Here is a 19,902-nt window from a genome sequence, read left to right on the forward strand (position 1 = left end):
AAAACCTCTCCGAGTAGGGAGAGGTTTTTATATATTCTATTTATCAAGTTCAGTGATTTAATTCTTCTTCGTGATCCTGTAGAGGAACATTCTGCGGAACAAAATCCTGACCAGGAATTACATAATCTGTTCCTTCAAGATTCATCTTACTATAATCGTAAGACCAACGGTAAACTGCAGGAATAGCACCAGGCCAGTTTCCGTGAATGTGCTCTACCGGAGTAGTCCATTCTAAAGTAGTAGCATTCCATGGATTTTGTGTAGCCTTTTTTCCGTAGAACATAGAGCTAAAGAAATTATATAGGAAAACTACCTGTACACCAGCAGTAATAAGTGCAAATACCGTGATAATCACGTTTACATTCGCAAGATCATCAAAATAAGGAAATGCAGTGTTTGTATAGTAACGTCTAGGCAAACCGGCCAGACCTATAAAGTGCATTGGGAAGAACACCCCGTAAGCACCTACAGCAGTGATCCAGAAGTGAACATAACCAAGGTTCTTGTTCATCATTCGGCCAAACATTTTAGGGAACCAGTGATAAACACCGGCTAAAAGGCCGTAGATCGCAGATATACCCATTACCAGGTGGAAGTGAGCAATTACGAAATAAGTATCGTGAACGTTAATATCTAATGTTGAATCCCCAAGAATAATTCCTGTTAGACCACCGGTAATGAATGTTGAAACAAAACCAATAGAAAACAGCATTGCGGGGTTCATTTGCAAGTTACCTTTCCAGAGTGTTGTGATCCAGTTAAAGGCTTTTACTGCAGAAGGTATTGCAATTAATAATGTTGTAAATGTAAATACAGAACCTAAGAATGGATTCATCCCTGAAACGAACATATGGTGACCCCATACGATTGTAGAAAGGAACGCAATTGCAAGAATTGAAGCAACCATCGCACGGTAACCAAAGATTGGCTTACGTGAATTTGTAGCTAAAACTTCAGATACAATACCCATTGCAGGTAGAATTACAATATAAACTTCTGGGTGACCAAGGAACCAGAATAAGTGTTCGAATAGAACCGGAGAACCACCCTGGTGACTTAATACTTCACCCTGTATATAAATATCACTAAGGAAGAAAGAAGTTCCAAAACTTCTATCCATTATTAGTAAAAGTGCTGCAGATAATAGAACTGGGAAAGAAACCACACCAATAACGGCAGTAATAAAAAATGCCCAAATGGTAAGCGGAAGTCTCATCATAGACATTCCCTTAGTTCTAAGGTTAAGTACCGTAACAATATAGTTAAGCGATCCTAAAAGTGACGAAGCGATAAAGATTGCCATGGAAATTAACCAAAGGGTCATCCCCATACCAGAACCTCCAATAGCCTGTGGTAATGCACTAAGCGGCGGATAGATTGTCCAACCTGCAGAAGCAGGACCAGATTCTATAAACAGCGAGCTTAACATTATACAACAAGAGATAAAGAACAACCAGTAAGAAAGCATGTTCATAAACCCAGATGCCATATCCCGTGCTCCAATTTGAAGTGGAATAAGTAAGTTACTAAAGGTACCACTCAAGCCGGCAGTTAATACAAAGAATACCATGATGGTACCGTGTATGGTTACCAAAGCAAGGTAGATTGAAGGTGTCATCACACCTTCCGGAGCCCATTTATCTCCTAAAAGCCATTCGAAGATCATAAAAGATTCTTCTGGCCAGGCTAATTGTAAACGGAAAAGTACGGACATCATAATCCCTACAATACCCATTAAAATACCTGTGATAAGATATTGCTTGGCAATCATCTTATGATCTGTACTAAATATGTATTTAGTAATAAAAGTTTGTTTATGATGATGTCCGTGATCCTCGTGGTGATCGTGAGCCGGTGCTGTTGCTATTGCTGACATATCTAAAGTATATTCTTTTTAGTTCTGTTATTCTTGTGATTCCATAACGGTAGCAAACTCGTCTTGCTCGCTTAACCATTGGTTGTACTCTTCTTCGCTTTCTACTACAATCTTCATCTGCATATTATAGTGTGCATCTCCACAAATCTTGTTACAAAGCAAGAAGTAATCAAATTCGTATGAATCTAACGGAGCTTCTCCTTCAGCCATTAAGGCTTTGCTATTCTCTTTTCTTATTTTATTAATGGTTTTTACTTTATCTACCATATATTCTGAATCTCGCATTTCTGCTGTAGTAATATCTGGAGTAAAGGCAAATTGGGTTACCATACCAGGCACTACGTTCATTTGAGCTCTAAAATGCGGAAAGTAAGCAGAGTGAAGTACATCCTGAGATCTGAATTTAAACAAAACTTGTTTTCCAACCGGAAGGTGAAGTTCTGTAGTGATCTTATCATCATCTGCATACGTATCGTTCACGTTAAGTCCTACGGTGTTTATACCTTCAATAAAACGCACGTTAGCTTCTCCTAAGGTATTGTCCTCTCCGGCATATCTTGCCTGCCAGCTAAACTGTTTAGCGTAGATCTCAATAACTATTGGATCATCGTCTTCGCTAATATTCATTATATCACTCCAGGTAAATAATCCGTAGATAATTAAACCTGCAAGAGTAATTACCGGAATAATGGTCCAGATAAATTCAAGTTTATCATTATCTGCAAAGAAAAGAGCTCTGTTTCCCTTTTTCCCCTGATACTTATAAGCGAACCAGTGGAGCAATGCCTGTGTAATAACCTGCACTACCATAATAAGTCCGATAGATATAAACATTAACGTATCTACCTCGTTCCCGTGCTCTGAAGCAGCTTGAGGAAGGTATAATTTACTCCAATGCCAAAAGCTGTAAGCCATCCCCACGTAAAGGAAGATCATAAACCAAAGCATAAGCTTGGCTTGTTGCCTATTATCATTATCGTTAGCTATCTCAGCACTTTCGGCACCAGGACCTTTAGAAAGCTGAAAAATCTTAGACATTTGCCAACCGGTAACGGCCAATAGGGCTAGTACAATTATTACTAAAAATACGGTCATTTTATAATTTCTTCTTTAAACAATCTTTTATTAATAGTGGAAGTGTTCACTTTCCTTAATATACGGGTTGCGTTTAGCAAGCAATGGAGCTTTAGTAAGCGCGTTAAAGATTACAAAAGTAAACAATCCTCCAAAGAAAAATACTGCACTTATCTCAGGAATTCCTATAAACCAGGATTCTCCTACAGTTGAAGGCATAACCATTGTAAATATATCTAAATAATGCCCTACAAGGATAATAACTCCCGTCATCACCACAAACCAATTGATTCTTTTGTAATCGCTATTCATTAATACTAATAATGGAAAAACAAAATTTAATACTACCATACCGAAGAATGGCAAGCTGTAATTTTCAATACGACTAATAAAGTACACTACTTCCTCAGGAATGTTAGAATACCAGATAAGCATAAATTGCGAGAACCAAAGGTAAGTCCAGAAAATACTAATTCCGAACATAAACTTAGCTAAATCGTGTATATGACTGTTGTTTACAAAAGGCAGGTGACCTCTTGATTTCAGGTAAATACTCACCAATGCAATAACAGTAATTCCTGAAACAAACATACTCGAGAATACATACCAGCCAAACAAAGTACTAAACCAGTGCGGATCTAAACTCATAATCCAGTCCCAGCTCATCATAGATTCTGAAACAAGGAAGAATACTAAAAATCCTGCCGCAAGTTTAAAGTTCTTTTTAAAGTAATGGAGATCTGTAGCTTCATCAAGTCTTCTTGAATTTCTAACCAGAAAATGTCTAAAAATAAACCAACCTCCTAAAAATATAGCTGCTCTTATCAAGAAGAAAGGCACATTTAAATAAGCGGTTTTATTCTGAATAATTTCATCGTGAGCTACAACTTCTGGATCCATCCATATAAATAAGTGATTTAGATGAAAACCGGAAAGAGCCAATAATACGAACATAATAATCCCTCCAGGAACAATATATGCTGAAATAGCCTCCATAACTCTAAACAATACCGGAGACCATCCTGCTTGTGAAGCATATTGTAGCGCATAAAATGCTAAGACTCCCAGTGAAATCATAAAGAAAAAGAATGCAGCAACATAAACTGCAGCCCAGGGCTTGTTCTGTAATTGATGCAATTTATGCTCAAGATGTTCGGTATCATGCGCTCCGGCTTCAGCAGCGTGAGCTTCATCCTCATCAGCATTTCTGCTAGGTTCATCATCTAATAATACCCCGTGCTCGGCTTCTGCAAAGTTAGCAGCTTCCTCTTCTCCGTGGGATGTTTCACCGTGATGTTCTTCCGCAGCCATCATTTCTCTAACATCATCCAAATCTGATGGCGCCTGAAGAAACCCAATTACGAGCCCAATAGCACCAACAATCATAAAAATAATTGCTGTTAATTTTAATTTACTGGATAGCGTATACATATTTATAGATCTAAATGCTTTGTTCTTAATTATTGTTTTCTTCATCTAGGGTTAGCGCTGCACCTTCACCCTGAGATTCTTCTGCATTTTGCTGGGCTCTTTGTACTTCTACAGGATTGGCTTCAGCAATAGAGGCTTCTTTTTCTTCCTCAAAAGGTATTTCTTCACCGCCTTCCAGCTCATTCTTAAGATTCATTACATAATGAGTAATTTTCCAACGCTCTTCTTCACTGGTTTGTGCAGCATAAGAACCCATTGAATTCAACCCGTAATAAATTACATGATAAACACTTCCTTCGGTAATAGCACGCCCGGCATCATCGTAAGAAGGAATACCAAGAATCTTTTCTCTTTCAGCAAGAATCCCTTTACCATCTCCATTATCTCCGTGACAAACAGCACAGTAGATAGTATACAGTTGTTTCCCTTCATTAAGGTTGTCCTCTGTATACGGAAGTGGATTATTAAGATTGGCTTTAGCATTAGCCATACCTTCTGGTGTATTCTCGTAATCGTAAGGCATCCATCCTCTTGGAATAGTTCCTTCTACCGGAAGTTTGGCTTCCTGGCCGTTTACAAAAATATCGTATTCGCCATAAGTCTCATAGCCTATTGGTTTATACATATCTGGCATATACTGGTAATTGGGCTCGTCACTATCTGCACAAGACATTACAACGCCCCCAACCAGGAACAATACTATCGTTTTATAGAACAAATTTTTCATTCTGTCTATTTATTATCTATTAATTTAATTTCAGCAGCTCCGGTATCGTAAAGGAATTTCGTCAACTCATCTACGTTATGATCCGCAACATCAACTTCCATAAGGAACATATCATCAGTTGTTCTAACATCTGGATTTTCTGCTTGTTTAAAAGGCCATAATTTACTTCTCATATAAAAAGTAATTACCATAAGGTGAGCCGCAAAAAATACTGTAAGCTCAAACATAATAGGTACAAATGCAGGTGAATTCTCGATGAAACTAAAACTTGGTTTCCCTCCAATATCCTGCGGCCAGTCTTCTATCATAATGAAATTCATCATTGCAACTGCCACCACAAAACCAACAACACCGTAAAGAAAAGAGGTAATTGCCAATCTTGTAGGCGCTAAGCCCATAGCTTTATCTAAACCGTGAACAGGCATTGGCGTATAAATTTCACCAATATGATAACGAGCCTCTCTCACTTGCTTTACGCCCTGCAAAAGCAGATCGTCATCATTATAAATAGCGTGTATAACTTTTGATGCCATCTTAATTACTTATTTTTTAGTTCAGTTGCCTGTGCCACCCAATCTTCACGTTGTGCCGAATTAGGGAAGTTTTCTATCACTTCATCAAGCAATTCAAAATCATCCTGGGTAAGTTTACTTACCTGAACATAGGTATAAAGACCTACCTGGTGTAAACGCTGTTCAAGGAAGGGACCTACTGCTTTAAGTTTTTGTAGATTATCTGCTGTTTGATTTTCCGGGTTATAAGATCCGGTTCTGTCTAGCATTGTATCTATTCTATCCTTTTGAACTTCGGTAAGCACTAATGCATCTGCATTTACAGTTTCATTATGCCCATCGTCTCCTTCAGCTTTATAAGCATCGTCATCACCCATCTTCTTATCAACCTTAGTGTCGATATTTTTCTTTGGCTCACCTACATTTACGGGAGTATAATGTTTTACATCATCTCCGTGCTCTGCTCTAAGTTTTTTATACTTTGCTCCAGAAGATTTAAGTATTGTTTTTACTTCAGCCTGTGCAATTACAGGGAAAGACCTTGCATATAACAAGAACAATACAAAGAAGAATCCAAGAGTTCCAATAAATATTCCTATATCTACAAATGTTGGTGAGAACATTGTCCAGGAAGATGGAAGGTAATCGCGGTGAAGTGATGTTACAATAATCACAAAACGCTCAAACCACATCCCGATGTTTACCACAATAGAAATAAAGAACGAGAACATAATACTTGTACGTAATTTCTTAAACCACATAAACTGCGGAGAAAATACGTTACACGTCATCATTGCCCAATATGCCCAGGCGTAAGGCCCAGTAGCCCTGTTAAGGAATGCATATTGCTCATACTCTACTCCAGAGTACCAGGCAATAACTAACTCAGTAATATAAGCAACCCCAACAATAGAACCAGTAATCATAATTACTATGTTCATTAATTCTATATGCTGTACGGTAATATAATTTTCAAGATTAGATACCTTTCTCATAATGATAAGAAGAGTATTTACCATAGCAAAACCAGAGAATACCGCTCCCGCAACAAAGTAAGGAGGGAAAATCGTGGTATGCCAACCCGGTATAACCGATGTAGCAAAGTCAAATGATACAATGGTGTGTACAGAAAGTACCAAAGGTGTTGCCAAACCAGCAAGTACCAAAGAAACCTCCTCAAAACGTTGCCAGTCTTTTGCACGGCCACTCCATCCAAAACTTAAAATTCCGTAGATTTTCTTATTAAAAGGAGTAATTGCACGGTCACGAATCATCGCAAAATCGGGCAGTAATCCTGTCCACCAGAACACCAATGAAACAGAAAGATAGGTTGAGATAGCAAATACATCCCAAAGCAATGGCGAGTTAAAGTTTACCCATAATGAACCAAATTGGTTTGGTATAGGCAGCACCCAGTAAGCCAACCATGGTCTACCCATGTGAATTAAAGGGAACAAACCAGCCTGCATTACAGAGAAGATAGTCATCGCCTCTGCAGAACGGTTAATTGCCATTCTCCATTTTTGCCTGAATAATAAAAGTACGGCTGAAATTAGAGTACCAGCGTGACCAATACCTACCCACCAAACAAAGTTGGTAATATCCCAGGCCCAGCCTACGGTTTTATTAAGTCCCCAGGTTCCAATACCTGTAGAGATAGTATAAATTATACAACCTACACCCCAAAGAAAGGCAATAAGGGCAATTGAAAAGACAATCCACCAGGATTTATTAGCCCTTCCCTCTACCGGCGCAGCTACATCCACGGTAACATCGTGGTAGCTTTTATCCCCGGTAACTAAAGGCTTTCGTATAGGTGCTTCGTAATGAGACATATCCTTTTTTAATTGATTTCTTTATTAATTTATTAAGCTTCTGTTGTGTTCCTAATTTTGGTCTGGTACATCACGTTTGGTTTAGTACCTACATATTCCAATAAATGATACATCCTGTCATCTTCCTTCTTATCTCTAATCACAGCACCTTCATTGTTAATATCACCAAATGTCATCGCTCCTTTATCACAAGCTGCAGAACAAGCTGTCTGGAACTCACCATCTTCAATCACTCTTCCTTCACGCTTGGCATCAAGAATAGTTTTTTGAGTCTTCTGAATACACATAGAACACTTCTCCATAACCCCTCTTGAACGCACGGTTACATCAGGATTAATAACCATTCTTCCAAGGTCATTATTCATATGGTAATCGAACTCTTCGTTTTCAGTATAGTTGAACCAGTTAAAACGACGCACTTTGTAAGGACAGTTGTTAGCACAGTATCTTGTACCTACACAACGATTATAGATCATTTGATTCTGACCCTGTCTTCCGTGAGAAGTTGCAGCTACGGGACAAACAGTCTCACAAGGAGCATGGTTACAATGCTGACACATTACAGGTTGGAAAACTACCATAGGATTATCTGCCGGCTCTTCCAATTCCCCAAATTCAGAAAGAGAACTTCCTAAACCTGAAATGGTTTCCTTCTTCTCAAGATCATCAATAAAATTGTCTTCAGAAGAATAGTATCTGTCTATACGCAACCAGTGCATATCCCGAGATCGTCTTACTTCAGTTTTTCCTACCACAGGAACATTGTTCTCAGCGTGACAGGCAATAACACAAGCACCACAACCGGTACAGGCATTAAGATCTATAGATAGATTAAAATGATGTCCTACACTTCTATCAAAACCATCCCACATATCCACTTCAGGAGAGGTAACAGGTTTTTCAATATGATCTAAAGAAACTTCAGGAACCGAATTCCATACGTGAACATCTTTAGTATTAAATACCTCTAGCGTAGTTTCTTTAATAATATCTCCACGGCCCATTAGGGTATTGTGGAGCTGAACGCAAGCAAATTCGTGTACACCGGGAGCTTTCTCGATAGTTACAGACTGTACTGCGTTTAAGTTTTTATATAGTGGGTAAGCATTTACACCTACTTGCATTTCTTCCTGAATCCCTTCTTTCTTACCATAACCTAGCGCAAGTCCTACTGTACCTTTTGCCTGTCCCGGCTGAATAAGCACAGGAACATTTTTAACTACAGCGCCGTCTAAAGTTACGTTAGCATAACTTCCGTTTAAGCCACCGTTAGAAACATTTTCGTTCTCAAGACCCATAGACTCGGCATCGGCCTTGGAAATGGTAAGGTAATTATCCCAGGATGCTCTTGTTAAAGGATCTGGCATTTCTTGCAACCAAGGGTTATTGGCCTGCTGACCATCTCCCATAGAAGGTTTGGTATAAAGCGTTAGCTCCATCCCATTATTTTCTGAAGGTCGAGCTAACTCGCTGGCAGCTGTCGCAACATTTATAGATCCTGAAGCTTCAGATGCTCCAATTTCTACTGGTGAAGTCGCTTTAAAAACACCATCGTGAAGCGCGGTATTCCAGGAAGGAATACTACCACTCCATGTTTCTTTTATATACTCGTGATAAGATTTATCATTACCAGTCCATTTCAACAAGCAGTCCTGAAACTGTCTTGTATCAAATAACGGTCTAATTGTAGGCTGCATTAAACTAAAGTCTGAAGCTGTATATTGAATATCACCCCAGCTTTCTAAATAATGCGGAGTTGCAGCTACAAACTTACAAAGCTGAGCAGTTTCATCAGGCTTCATACTAAAAGCCAAAGAAACTTCAACCTTCGCTAAAGCTTCAGCAAACTCTTTCCCATTAGGCAAAGAATAAGCAGGGTTCACCCCAGCCATTAATACAGCACCAACAGAACCAGATTTCATATCCTCAACCGCCTGCATAACTTCTTCAGCATTACCCTGACGAATCATACGAGGATTATCGGTATCCATAACAGCGCTTCCCAGAGCCTCATTAATTTCAAGCACTAAAGCCTGGGCATTAGCGTCTGGAATTCCAGAAACAACTACTGCACCACTTCCGGCTTTTCTTAGCTGGCGTGCTGCTTTCACAACCGCATCGTCTATTTTAGCAGGCAAATCACTGGTAGAAGAACCACCGGCAACATAACCATACAATGCAGCCAACACAGCTTTTTGCTGCGATGGAGTTACAGGATAACGCTTATCAGCATTCGCTCCTGTTAAACTCATATTAGATTCAAACTGAACGTGACGAGACATTTTACCATTCTTAGGTACGCGACCCTTAGCATAGCCTGCATCATATCCACCGCCCTGCCAGTCGCCAAGGAAATCGGCTCCTACAGAAACAATAGTTTCAGCTTTAGAAAAATCGTAATTTGGTAATGCACGCCTTCCGAATTTAGACTGGAAAGCATTTAAAGCATCGTTTTCAGAAACCGTATCGTAAACTACGTGACGTACATTAGGATACTTTTCTGAAAATTCATTTATCAATTTTGTAGTTGAAGGGCTGGCAAATGTTTGAGTTAACAAAATCATATCACCAGAAACATTATCAAGGGCACTTCCAACCTCACGGTCAAACTCTTCCCAGGAAACATTTCTTCCTTCAATCATTGGGCGTTTTACCCTATTGGCGTCATACATTGACAATACCGAAGCATGCACACGAGAGTTAACTCCGCCTTTAGACTTCGATAATTCATTATTTTCAATCTTAATAGGCCTTCCTTCCCTGGTTTTCACCAATACGCTGGCAAAATCAAAACCATCTGCAATGGTAGAGGCATAGTAATTCGCTACCCCAGGAACAATACGCTCCGGCTGCACCACGTAAGGAATAGATTTAATAACAGGCCCTTCACAAGCAGCCAATGAAGCCGCTGCTGTACTAAACCCAACATATTTCAAGAAATCCCTTCTTGAGGTTTTTGAACTTTCAAGGGAGTTTTTATCCCCAAGAAATTCATCAACTGGAATTTCTTCAGCAAATTCTTTTTGTTGGAGCGTCTCAACAACAGAGCTGTTTTCATTTAGCTCTTCAACACTTTTCCAGTATTTTTTGTTTGATGACATATATATCTAGATATTAACTTCTTAATTAACCCCGAACAACCGGGAAAAAAATTTTAGTAATGGCATTTGGCACATTCAAGGCCTCCCATTTGAGCAACTGTAAGTTCTTCTACACCGTACTTCTTAGATAATTCTTCGTGAATTTTCTCATAATACTCATTCCCTTCCATTCTAACATTGGTTTCTCGGTGACAATTGATACACCAACCCATTGTTAACGGTGCATCCTGATAAACCACTTCCATTTCCTGTATTGGTCCGTGACATTTCTGACACTGAATTCCACCAACTGTTACGTGCTGTGAGTGATTAAAGTATGCGAAATCTGGAAGGTTATGTATTCTAACCCATTTCACAGGTTTTTCTTCTCCTGTATAATCCTGCTCTGCAGGGTTCCAGCCTACCGCATCGTACAACTTAGCGATCTCACCGTCATAAAATTCTTTAGAATAATCTTCGGTAGCAGTTTCTGGAGCAACTTCAGATATTGTTTTGTGACAATTCATACAAACATTAAGCGAAGGGATACCCGAGTGCTTAGATGTTCTAGCTGAAGAGTGACAGTATTTACAATCTATCTCGTTATCGCCGGCGTGAATTCTGTGCGAATAGTGAATTGGCTGAATTGGCTGATAACCCTGATCGATCCCAATCTGCATAAAGAAACCATAAGCGAACCAACCAATAACCAGCAAGCCAAAAACAGCACTTACTAAAACAAGGAATTGATTTTCAACAAAAGATTTCCAAATCGGTTTTCTTTTTGGCTTCTCAGGAATAACAACCCCACTTGCGGTTGCAAAATTTCTTAAAGTTTTGTTTACCAGGAATAATACTGCAAGCAGCATCACCAAAACAAAAAGTAGAATTCCCAGAATAACATTTACCGAAACCCCTCCACCTGAAGATTCACCTCCAGCAGATTCACCACCGGTTTGCGTCGCTTGCGGTTCTGGCTTTGGTTGCTCTACATAAGCAAGGATATCATCAATATCAGTATTTGATAATTGAGGAAAAGCCGGCATAGCAGTTTGGTTATACTCTTCGTAGATCGCTACAGCCTCATTATCTCCAGAAGCAATTAACTCCTGGCTATTCTTGATCCAGCTGTACAACCAATCCATATCCCTTTTCTCGGTCACCCCATGAAGAGCAGGACCAATAGAAGCTGAATACGGTTTGTGGCAGGCAGCACATAGCGAATTAAACAAGGATTTTCCATTCGCAGGATCTCCAAGATCTGACGTAGCCGCAGAATCTCCTGAAGATTCACCCGATGATTCATCGGTTTGCTCCTGGCCTTCGGCTGCGGCATCTTGCGAAGCCTCCTCCTGTGCAATTCCCAAAACGCTAAATGAGATAAAAAATGCTACACTTAATAGCAATAGTCGCGAAGTTGAGTGGCGGTATTTCACCTTTTTCATATTATAAGTTGAATTAACGTCTTAACTTTGGTACGGTTTTTAAAGCCTTAAGCCTTAGTAATATTAACATTTCGCACCCTTAAATTCGGCAACAAAAGTAATACTTAAAGTCGATTTTCGGAATGTTACAATAGTGTTAATCGGTAATTTATACTAGTTCTAAATAATAAAACACATCTTGTTTAAGTTATTAAATTATACTTTTGCCTTAAATAAATAACTATGAGAAAATTAAGCTTAAACAAACTTCTGTTAAGTTGTTTTATCTCAGGAATTTCTTTTCTGAATTTAACAGCACAAGAAGGTCAGGTCAATATAAGTGAAAACGATAAGATCACTAAACTTTTGGAACTAAAATCTGAAATGAGCAAGGATAACGAAATTGGAGATCGTTATAAAATTCAGCTTTTTTACGGGAATAATGGGGAAGCCAACGAAGTTATTAAGGATTATCGCAGTAAGTTCGAATACCCCTCTCTAATCGCTTACGAAGCCCCTAATTATAAAGTATGGGTAGGTAACTTTAGAAATCGCCTGGAAGCCGATAGAGCTCTTCTTAAGATTAAAGAAAGCTTTCCTTCAGCATTTATCCCAAAACCCAGACGCAAATAGTTTTCAAAAGAAATATTTAAAGCTATTTTCAGCAAAATCAGAACATAAAAAAAGCGGCCTAAAGCCGCTTTTCTCTATTCAATAGTAAACCTAATTATTTAAGTTTCTTTTTAACTTCTACTTCACGGAAAGATTCTACTACATCACCTTCCTTAATATCGTTGTAATTCTTAACCTGAAGACCACAGTCATATCCTTTTGCAACTTCCTTCACATCGTCTTTAAAACGTTTTAATGAAGCAAGCTCTCCGGTATAAATCACAACTCCGTCGCGAATTAGACGAATTCCAGCGTTTCTGTAAATCTTACCAGAAGTCACCATACAACCTGCAATGGTTCCAACTTTAGAGATCTTAAAGGTTTCCCTAATCTCTGCAGTACCGGTGATCTCTTCTTTAAGCTCTGGAGAAAGCATTCCTTCCATCGCATCTTTAAGATCATTGATCGCATCGTATATAATTGAGTAAGTTCTGATATCAATTTCTTCCTTATCGGCTACCTGTCTTGCATTTCCAGCAGGACGAACGTTAAACCCAATAATTACAGCATCTGAAGCCGAAGCAAGTAATACATCACTTTCTGTAATAGCACCTACACCTTTATGAATAATATTCACCTGAATTTCTTCAGTAGATAATTTCAGGAAGCTATCAGTTAAGGCTTCTACAGAACCATCCACATCACCTTTAAGGATAATATTAAGTTCTTTAAAGTCACCTAAAGCAATTCTACGTCCAATTTCATCAAGGGTAATATGACGCTGAGTTCTAACACTCTGCTCACGTTGCAACTGAGTTCGCTTAGCAGCGATATCTTTAGCTTCACGCTCATCTGTCATCACCTTAAACTTATCACCAGCTTGAGGAGCACCGTCAAGTCCAAGAATAGAAACCGGCGTTGCTGGTCCTGCTTCTTTAACCTCATGCCCACGCTCATCGTGCATCGCTTTCACCTTACCACTATGGCGACCTGCTAATACATAGTCTCCAATCTTTAAGGTTCCTGCCTGCACAAGGATAGTAGCTACATAACCTCTACCTTTATCAAGGAAGGCCTCTACTACTGTACCTGTCGCTGTTTTAGACGGATTAGCTTTTAATTCAAGAATTTCAGATTCCAGTAAAACTTTCTCAAGCAGCTCTTCAACTCCCATTCCTGTTTTAGCTGATATATCGTGAGACTGAACTTTACCACCCCAGTCTTCAACAAGCAAGTTCATCCCTGCCAGTTTTTCTTTAATTTTCTCTGGATTCGCCGTTGGCAAATCAGATTTATTGATCGCAAATACAATAGGAACACCGGCAGCCTGGGCGTGAGAAATAGCCTCTTTAGTCTGCGGCATCACATCATCATCTGCAGCGATTACAATAATCGCGATATCTGTTACCTGTGCACCACGAGCACGCATCGCCGTGAAGGCTTCGTGACCAGGAGTATCCAGGAAGGTCATTCTTTGACCGTTTTTAAGCTCTACACCGTAGGCTCCAATATGCTGTGTAATACCACCGCTTTCCCCGGCAATAACATTTTCTTTACGAATATAATCCAGCAAAGAAGTTTTACCGTGGTCTACGTGACCCATTACAGTTACAATTGGTGCTCTATCTTCAAGATCTTCCGGATTTTCAGGAACTTCTTCTACTGTTTCCTCGATATCTGCAGTTACAAAATCTACTTCGTAACCAAATTCATCTGCAACAATAGAAAGTGTCTCAGCATCTAATCGCTGATTCATCGTTACCATCATTCCAAGAGACATACAGGCCGAAATTACTTTCGTTACCGGCACATCCATCATCGTAGCAACTTCACTTACTGTTACAAATTCTGTAACCTTAAGGATTTTACTATCTGTTTCCTGCTGTGCAAGATCGTCTTCTGAACGTTGACGGTGTTGATCTCTTTTATCTCTTCTATATTTAGCTCCTTTACCTTTACCAGATTTACCCTGAAGTTTTTCAAGGGTTTCACGTACCTGCTTTTGAACTTCTTCTTCGCTAGGCTCTTCTTTAGTAATAGGTTTAGCTCTTTTTCTAGGGGCTCCTTTCTTACCGCCACCCTGATTTGAAGCTCCAGGCTTCACATCTTTACTAATTCTTCGACGACGCTTCTTACGCTTTTCTTTCTCCTTCTTCTCCTCAGCAGCTTTCTTTTCGTCTTTTTTCTTTTCGGGTTTTTTAAATTGAGAAAGGTCAATTTTCTTCCCGGTAAAGTTAGGGCCGTTAAGCTTGGTATAATTAGTTTTATGAGTCATAGACTCAGGATCTTTCGCCTCTTCTTCTTTAGCTGAAGGCTCTTCCTCTTTTTTGGAAGGTAATTCAGTTTTTTGATCCTCTTTAGAAGGTGCTTCTTCTTTGGGTTTTGGAGATTCAGTCTTTTCAGGCTTTTCCTCCTTGGCTTCAGGCTTCTTGGCTTCCTCGGGCTGTTCAGGTTGCGCTGGCGCTGGCTTCTCCTCTTCTTTTTCGGCTTTTTTCTCCGGCTTTTTATCCAGATCAATTTTACCTACTTTTTTAGGACCAGCCAATTTTGCTCTAGAAGAAACTGCTTCTTCGTCTTTACGACGCTCAGTTTCTTTCTTTTCCTCGGCTTTGCGTTTCTCCTCCTGCTCTTTCTCTCTTGCTAAACGCAATTCTTCCTTCTCCTTTCTCTTTTCTTCACCTACTTCTTTAGACTCGACTTTTTTAGACTTGTCGGTCTCAAATTCATCAGAAAGCACCTGATAAACTTCGGGTGAGATTTTGGTAGTAGGACGTGCCTCAATATCGTGACCCTTAGAATTTAAAAATTCTACAGCCCGGTCTAACGAAATATTGAATTCACGTAATACTTTGTTTAGTCGCATTGTTTTTGCTTCAGCCATAAATTGCCCTCTAAATTAACCTCTTTTAATTATTTATATTCTAATGAGTTTTTTACTACTCTTCAAATTCTTCTTTTAAAACCTTCACTACTTCGCGAATGGTTTCTTCTTCTAAATCGGTAAGTCTAATAAGATCTTCCAATTCCTGTTCCAAAACACTTTTTGCAGTGTCCAGCCCAACTCTTGAAAATTCTTTGATTACCCAATCTTCAATTTCATCAGAGAATTCTTTTAATTCTACATCTTCTTCCACTCCTTCTCTGAAAACGTCTATTTCGTAACCGGTTAACTGCCCGGCAAGCCTAATATTATGACCTCCACGGCCAATAGCTTTAGAAACTTCTTCTGGCTTAAGCATTACCTCAGCCGTTTTATTTTCTTCATCTAATTTAATAGATGTAATTTTTGCAGGACTCAATGCCCTGGTAATATATAATTGATCGTTATTGGTGAAATTGATCACATCTATATTCTCATTCCCCAATTCGCGAACAATACTATGAATTCTAGACCCTTTCATACCTACACAGGCACCAACGGGATCAATTCTATCATCGTAAGTATCTACCGCTACTTTTGCTTTTTCACCAGGAACACGAACCACATTCTGGATAGTAATTAAACCATCAAAAACCTCAGGAATCTCCTGCTCAAATAGTTTTTCAAGGAAAACCGGAGCTGTACGTGAAAGTATAATTGTAGGCTTATTTCCTTTAAGCTCTACACTTTCTATTATTCCTTTTACGTTATCTCCTTTTCTGAAGAAATCTGAAGGAATTTGGCGATCCTTTGGTAAAACGATCTCGTTTCCTTCGTCGTCTAACAAAATAATTGCCCTGTGCCTAATATGATGAACTTCTGCGGTGTAAATTTCGCCTTCAAGCTCCTTAAAGTGCTTGAAAATATTAGTGTTATCGTGTTCGTGGATTTTAGAAATAAGATTTTGCCTTAAAGCCAAAATAGCACGACGACCCAAATCTACAAGTTTTACTTCTTCTGATACATCTTCACCAACTTCAAAATCGGGTTCAATTTTTCTAGCTTCAGCAAGAGAAATTTCCTGGTTAGGATCTTCTACCTCACCATCGGCAACCACAACCCTGTTTCTCCAAATCTCGAGATCTCCTTTATCTGGGTTTACAATAATATCAAAATTATCGTCTTCACCATACTTTTTCTTTAAAGCACTCCTAAACACATCTTCAAGGATGGCCATTAGGGTTACACGATCTATCAATTTGTCATCCTTAAACTCTGAAAATGACTCAATCAAGGCGATATTTTCCATATCAATTTGAGGTTAAAATGTTATCATAACTTTAGCGTCTGTAATCTCAGAATATGGCAATACCGCTTCTTTTTGCACGGTATGCTTTCCTTTTCCTACGGGTTTTGGCTCTCTGGCTTTCCAGTTTAGTTTAATCCCGTTCTGATCTACTTCAGTTAAAGTTGCTTCAATTTTTTCGTTATTGGTAGTCACCTGCAGTTTTCTACCCAGGTTTTTCCGGTATTGCCGTTCCAGGCGCAAAGGTTCAGAAACTCCTGCCGAGCTAACTTCCAAAGAAAAATCCTCTTCTTCCCTGTCTAGATTGTGTTCAACTTTACGGCTTACCGCAATACAATCGTTAACAGAAACCCCATTATCACCGTCTATTACGACAGAAATCTTGTTGTCTTTCGTGATATTAAGGTCTATTAAAAATAGTGAATTATTTTCCTGGAAAGCTTCCTTCAACAAATTTTCTACTTTATCCTGCAACATAGCTTATAAAAAGAGGGGACTTTATGTCCCCTCGCTGTACTTTTTTAGTTTCAACGCTGCAAATATAATAATAATTTCAGAGAAAGAAAACCAGACTTGAAATGAAATTTTATTCTTAACTTTAATAAAGCAATCATTTTTAAACTCTTAGAAGAATCTATGAAAAAAATACTCGTTCCAACCGACTTTTCTGATACCGCCGAACACGCCCTAAAAATAGCCGCTCAATTGGCAAAGAAACACGATAGCGAGATCTACCTTCTACACATGTTAGAACTACCTTTGCAGCTTATAGACCCTGTAGGTGGCGGTAGCAGCCAAAATTTACCGGAATCTATTTTCTTTATGAAGTTAGCTCACCAGCGTTTTGCCAAACTTATGGCCAGGCCTTTCCTAAAAGACATTAAAGTTCACGAAACGGTAATGTTCCACCAGGCTTTTGAAGGCATTATGGAGGTAAGCCAGGAATATAAATGTGATATGATTGTAATGGGCTCCCATGGCGCGAGCGGTTTCAAAGAAATGTTTATTGGCAGTAATACCGAAAAAGTAGTACGCACCTCAACTATTCCTGTTCTCGTAATTAAAAACGAGCATGAAAACTTTGAGGTCGAGAATTTTATTTTCGCTACTGATGCAGACATAAATAGCAAAAAAACACTGGAAGCCGCCTACGATTTCTCTAAACTAACCGAATCTAAATTTCACATTCTCTTCATCAACACTCCTAATAACTTTATTACCAGTACCGAAGTTAGAGAACGTATAGAAAACTTTGTTCAAGACACCACCGTAAAAGATTATAAAATACATATTTACAATGATGTAAGTGTAGAAAAAGGGATTTTAAATTTCGCTTTAAAAAAGGAAAAAACCCTAATTGGAATTGGTACTCACGGGCATAAAGGTTTAGCTCATTTCTTTAATGGCAGCATAAGCGAAGATCTAGTGAACCACGCCAAGATGCCGGTAGTGACTTTTAAGATCGTTTAGAGAAAAGATTTTAAAGCACCATTTCTAATATTTTTCCATAAATAGTTCCAAAAAGACTTGGTTTGGGTGCGTTTGGTCTTTATATTTTTCTGTTCTTTTTCGGCAGAAGTAGCCTCGTTATTTACTATTAAGTTTGCCAGCGCAGAAAGGAGCTTATTCTTTTCTTCCCCATCTTCCCTCAGCACTTCTACTTTAAAATTATCATAAATCAGTTTCATCTCTCCGGTAGAGTTTTGGCTATTCCCGGCAAAGTTGAATCGCATATCTCTAATTCCGCCTTCAGTTTTCACATTTAACGCAGGCTTCAAAAATTCATTAATTCCCTCACTGGAAATCCTATCCATTTGTCCTGAAATAGTAAATGCATCAGCCTTATTAGAAATATCAAAATTCCAATTTACATTAAGATTAGCCTCTCCCATAAACTGGGTTTCCACATCTATATCGGTTCTGGGAAAATCTTTTTTAGACATTTCCATATTCGTAATATTATAAATACTGGCATCTAGATTTTTAAAAGTAACCTTTCCCGCCCCTCTTTTAGCCTTCACCAATTCTTCATATTGTATGGCCAGGTTTTTCACCCTAATAGTATCCAGCTTTAATCTTATAGGTAACTCCCTAATCATTCTACTATACATAGGCTTTTGGCGCGTATCGTCTTTTACGCGTTTATCACGGTAAATTTTTATATCACCATTCGCTATTTTCATATTTTCACTTAAGAGGCTAAGCGAATCATTTTTAAGATTCCATTTAAAAGAATTAAGCGCCAGTTCTTCGATACTTAGATCGAACCTATCTTTCTCATACGGAATATGCTGCTGAAATTCCTGCTTATCATACAAAGGTTTTATATTGATCTTATTGAACGTAAGGGAACTACCGTCAATTTTTATCTTCTCTACAAACAAATCATGTTGATCATTCAAATTGAAAAATAAACTATCTGAAGCCATTTGAAGCTGTTCATAATTAAACGGAAGCCCATTTTTAAAAGATTCCTGGTCTGCGCTTACATCTTTCATAGTAAGCGATGGAATGCTGGCAAAAAGTTGGTTTTTAACCGAATCGTTTTTAGCCATTTTAAAACTGCCATTAGCAATCTCTACAGATTTGATCAACATGTCTAATTTTGTTGAATTTCCATTTTTAGAGCTATCTTTTTTCTTTTCTTGCTGGGCTTGGGTATAAATCGTTACTTCAGGTTTTACAAGTTTTAAGGTAGAAATTTCAATTTTCTTACTGCTTAAGTATACCAAAATATCAATACCCTCCAGTTCTATTTCCTCTGCGGTAATTTGCAAGCCACTCTTCCTATAAACCGCTTTGTTTAAGGAAGCACTTCTTTCTAAAATACTTGCATTAAGATTATTATATTCAAATTCTGACTTACTTAAGTTTTCCTGAAGTGCAGTTTTCATTTTGCTCTCTATAAATAAATTGCCACCAATAATAGCAACCACCAACACTATAAGAATAACAATAAAACCGAGAATTATTTTAGACCTTTTTTTCAAATCTTCATCTTTTTTTACCATTGAAATTTACAATTTCAAAACACTAAGTTTCCTTGTTTAAGAGTTTTTAACTTAAAAATTTAACCCCGAAGTTTTCTTTGCGTTAAATTTTAGCAAAAGCCTATAAACATCAAATTTTCAATGGTTTTTGATTGTATATTTGTCCAAACAACCT

At 38.5% G+C, this 19,902-nt stretch carries 14 protein-coding genes; 2 read left to right on the forward strand and 12 right to left on the reverse strand.

Features of this window, described 5'->3' with window-relative positions; all coding sequences use genetic code 11:
* Positions 1 to 49: 49 nt before the first annotated feature.
* The 8 genes from B5440_RS02310 to B5440_RS02345 are packed head-to-tail and all read right to left on the reverse strand — an operon-like array spanning position 50 to position 11,980.
* The gene (locus tag B5440_RS02310) at positions 50 to 1,876 is read right to left on the reverse strand and encodes a cytochrome c oxidase subunit I (protein WP_070053873.1); all 1,827 of its coding nucleotides are present in this window, start codon (positions 1,874 to 1,876) and stop codon (positions 50 to 52) included.
* Positions 1,877 to 1,903: 27 nt separating this feature from the next.
* Positions 1,904 to 2,971 carry a cytochrome c oxidase subunit II gene (locus tag B5440_RS02315; protein WP_070053874.1) on the reverse strand — a complete coding sequence of 356 codons (1,068 nt, stop codon included), beginning with the start codon at positions 2,969 to 2,971 and terminating at the stop codon, positions 1,904 to 1,906.
* A 30-nt stretch (positions 2,972 to 3,001) separates the two neighbouring features.
* Entirely contained in the window at positions 3,002 to 4,381 is a 1,380-nt protein-coding gene (locus tag B5440_RS02320; RefSeq protein ID WP_070053875.1) for a quinol:cytochrome C oxidoreductase, read from the reverse strand.
* A gap of 25 nt (positions 4,382 to 4,406) precedes the next feature.
* Complete coding sequence (locus tag B5440_RS02325; protein ID WP_070053876.1) at positions 4,407 to 5,108, reverse strand: c-type cytochrome; 702 nt, start codon at positions 5,106 to 5,108, stop codon at positions 4,407 to 4,409.
* Between the two features lie 5 nt (positions 5,109 to 5,113).
* Positions 5,114 to 5,641, reverse strand: coding sequence for a DUF3341 domain-containing protein (locus B5440_RS02330; protein WP_070053877.1), 528 nt, complete (start codon positions 5,639 to 5,641; stop codon positions 5,114 to 5,116).
* A 5-nt stretch (positions 5,642 to 5,646) separates the two neighbouring features.
* On the reverse strand, positions 5,647 to 7,455 hold the full coding sequence (gene nrfD, locus B5440_RS02335) for an NrfD/PsrC family molybdoenzyme membrane anchor subunit (RefSeq protein ID WP_079711050.1): 1,809 nt from the start codon (positions 7,453 to 7,455) through the stop codon (positions 5,647 to 5,649).
* 32 nt (positions 7,456 to 7,487) lie between these two features.
* Positions 7,488 to 10,556, reverse strand: a complete 3,069-nt coding sequence (locus tag B5440_RS02340) for a TAT-variant-translocated molybdopterin oxidoreductase (protein WP_070053878.1) — start codon at positions 10,554 to 10,556, stop codon at positions 7,488 to 7,490.
* Positions 10,557 to 10,609: 53 nt separating this feature from the next.
* Positions 10,610 to 11,980, reverse strand: a complete 1,371-nt coding sequence (locus tag B5440_RS02345; RefSeq protein WP_070053879.1) for a c-type cytochrome — start codon at positions 11,978 to 11,980, stop codon at positions 10,610 to 10,612.
* 222 nt (positions 11,981 to 12,202) lie between these two features.
* Here B5440_RS02345 and B5440_RS02350 point away from each other — a divergent pair, with 222 nt between their 5' ends.
* Positions 12,203 to 12,592 carry an SPOR domain-containing protein gene (locus B5440_RS02350; RefSeq protein ID WP_070053880.1) on the forward strand — a complete coding sequence of 130 codons (390 nt, stop codon included), beginning with the start codon at positions 12,203 to 12,205 and terminating at the stop codon, positions 12,590 to 12,592.
* A 94-nt stretch (positions 12,593 to 12,686) separates the two neighbouring features.
* Here the strand turns inward: B5440_RS02350 and infB are convergent, their stop codons facing one another.
* The 3 genes from infB to rimP are packed head-to-tail and all read right to left on the reverse strand — an operon-like array spanning position 12,687 to position 17,214.
* The gene (gene infB / locus B5440_RS02355; RefSeq protein ID WP_070053881.1) at positions 12,687 to 15,452 is read right to left on the reverse strand and encodes a translation initiation factor IF-2; all 2,766 of its coding nucleotides are present in this window, start codon (positions 15,450 to 15,452) and stop codon (positions 12,687 to 12,689) included.
* Positions 15,453 to 15,507: 55 nt separating this feature from the next.
* A complete protein-coding gene (nusA, locus tag B5440_RS02360) occupies positions 15,508 to 16,740 on the reverse strand; it encodes a transcription termination factor NusA (RefSeq protein ID WP_057482861.1) in 1,233 nt (410 codons plus the stop codon).
* A 12-nt stretch (positions 16,741 to 16,752) separates the two neighbouring features.
* Positions 16,753 to 17,214 carry a ribosome assembly cofactor RimP gene (rimP, locus tag B5440_RS02365; protein WP_057482860.1) on the reverse strand — a complete coding sequence of 154 codons (462 nt, stop codon included), beginning with the start codon at positions 17,212 to 17,214 and terminating at the stop codon, positions 16,753 to 16,755.
* Between the two features lie 159 nt (positions 17,215 to 17,373).
* Here rimP and B5440_RS02370 point away from each other — a divergent pair, with 159 nt between their 5' ends.
* Positions 17,374 to 18,207, forward strand: coding sequence for a universal stress protein (locus B5440_RS02370; protein WP_070053882.1), 834 nt, complete (start codon positions 17,374 to 17,376; stop codon positions 18,205 to 18,207).
* Here the strand turns inward: B5440_RS02370 and B5440_RS02375 are convergent.
* Positions 18,204 to 19,748, reverse strand: coding sequence for a hypothetical protein (locus B5440_RS02375; RefSeq protein ID WP_070053883.1), 1,545 nt, complete (start codon positions 19,746 to 19,748; stop codon positions 18,204 to 18,206). The two genes, B5440_RS02370 and B5440_RS02375, sit on opposite strands and share 4 nt — an antisense overlap.
* Positions 19,749 to 19,902 lie beyond the last annotated feature (154 nt).

Source organism: Salegentibacter salarius (assembly GCF_900168265.1).
Lineage (GTDB): Bacteria > Bacteroidota > Bacteroidia > Flavobacteriales > Flavobacteriaceae > Salegentibacter > Salegentibacter salarius.

Excerpts from the sequence above, each read along its gene's own strand:
- B5440_RS02310 (WP_070053873.1), bottom strand. The coding sequence starts at position 1,876 with ATGTCAGCAATAGCAACAGCACCGGCTCACGATCACCACGAGGATCAC.
- B5440_RS02315 (WP_070053874.1), bottom strand. The coding sequence starts at position 2,971 with ATGACCGTATTTTTAGTAATAATTGTACTAGCCCTATTGGCCGTTACC.
- B5440_RS02320 (WP_070053875.1), bottom strand. The coding sequence starts at position 4,381 with ATGTATACGCTATCCAGTAAATTAAAATTAACAGCAATTATTTTTATG.
- B5440_RS02325 (WP_070053876.1), bottom strand. The coding sequence starts at position 5,108 with ATGAAAAATTTGTTCTATAAAACGATAGTATTGTTCCTGGTTGGGGGC.
- B5440_RS02330 (WP_070053877.1), bottom strand. The coding sequence starts at position 5,641 with ATGGCATCAAAAGTTATACACGCTATTTATAATGATGACGATCTGCTT.
- nrfD (WP_079711050.1), bottom strand. The coding sequence starts at position 7,455 with ATGTCTCATTACGAAGCACCTATACGAAAGCCTTTAGTTACCGGGGAT.
- B5440_RS02340 (WP_070053878.1), bottom strand. The coding sequence starts at position 10,556 with ATGTCATCAAACAAAAAATACTGGAAAAGTGTTGAAGAGCTAAATGAA.
- B5440_RS02345 (WP_070053879.1), bottom strand. The coding sequence starts at position 11,980 with ATGAAAAAGGTGAAATACCGCCACTCAACTTCGCGACTATTGCTATTA.
- B5440_RS02350 (WP_070053880.1), top strand. The coding sequence starts at position 12,203 with ATGAGAAAATTAAGCTTAAACAAACTTCTGTTAAGTTGTTTTATCTCA.
- infB (WP_070053881.1), bottom strand. The coding sequence starts at position 15,452 with ATGGCTGAAGCAAAAACAATGCGACTAAACAAAGTATTACGTGAATTC.
- nusA (WP_057482861.1), bottom strand. The coding sequence starts at position 16,740 with ATGGAAAATATCGCCTTGATTGAGTCATTTTCAGAGTTTAAGGATGAC.
- rimP (WP_057482860.1), bottom strand. The coding sequence starts at position 17,214 with ATGTTGCAGGATAAAGTAGAAAATTTGTTGAAGGAAGCTTTCCAGGAA.
- B5440_RS02370 (WP_070053882.1), top strand. The coding sequence starts at position 17,374 with ATGAAAAAAATACTCGTTCCAACCGACTTTTCTGATACCGCCGAACAC.
- B5440_RS02375 (WP_070053883.1), bottom strand. The coding sequence starts at position 19,748 with ATGGTAAAAAAAGATGAAGATTTGAAAAAAAGGTCTAAAATAATTCTC.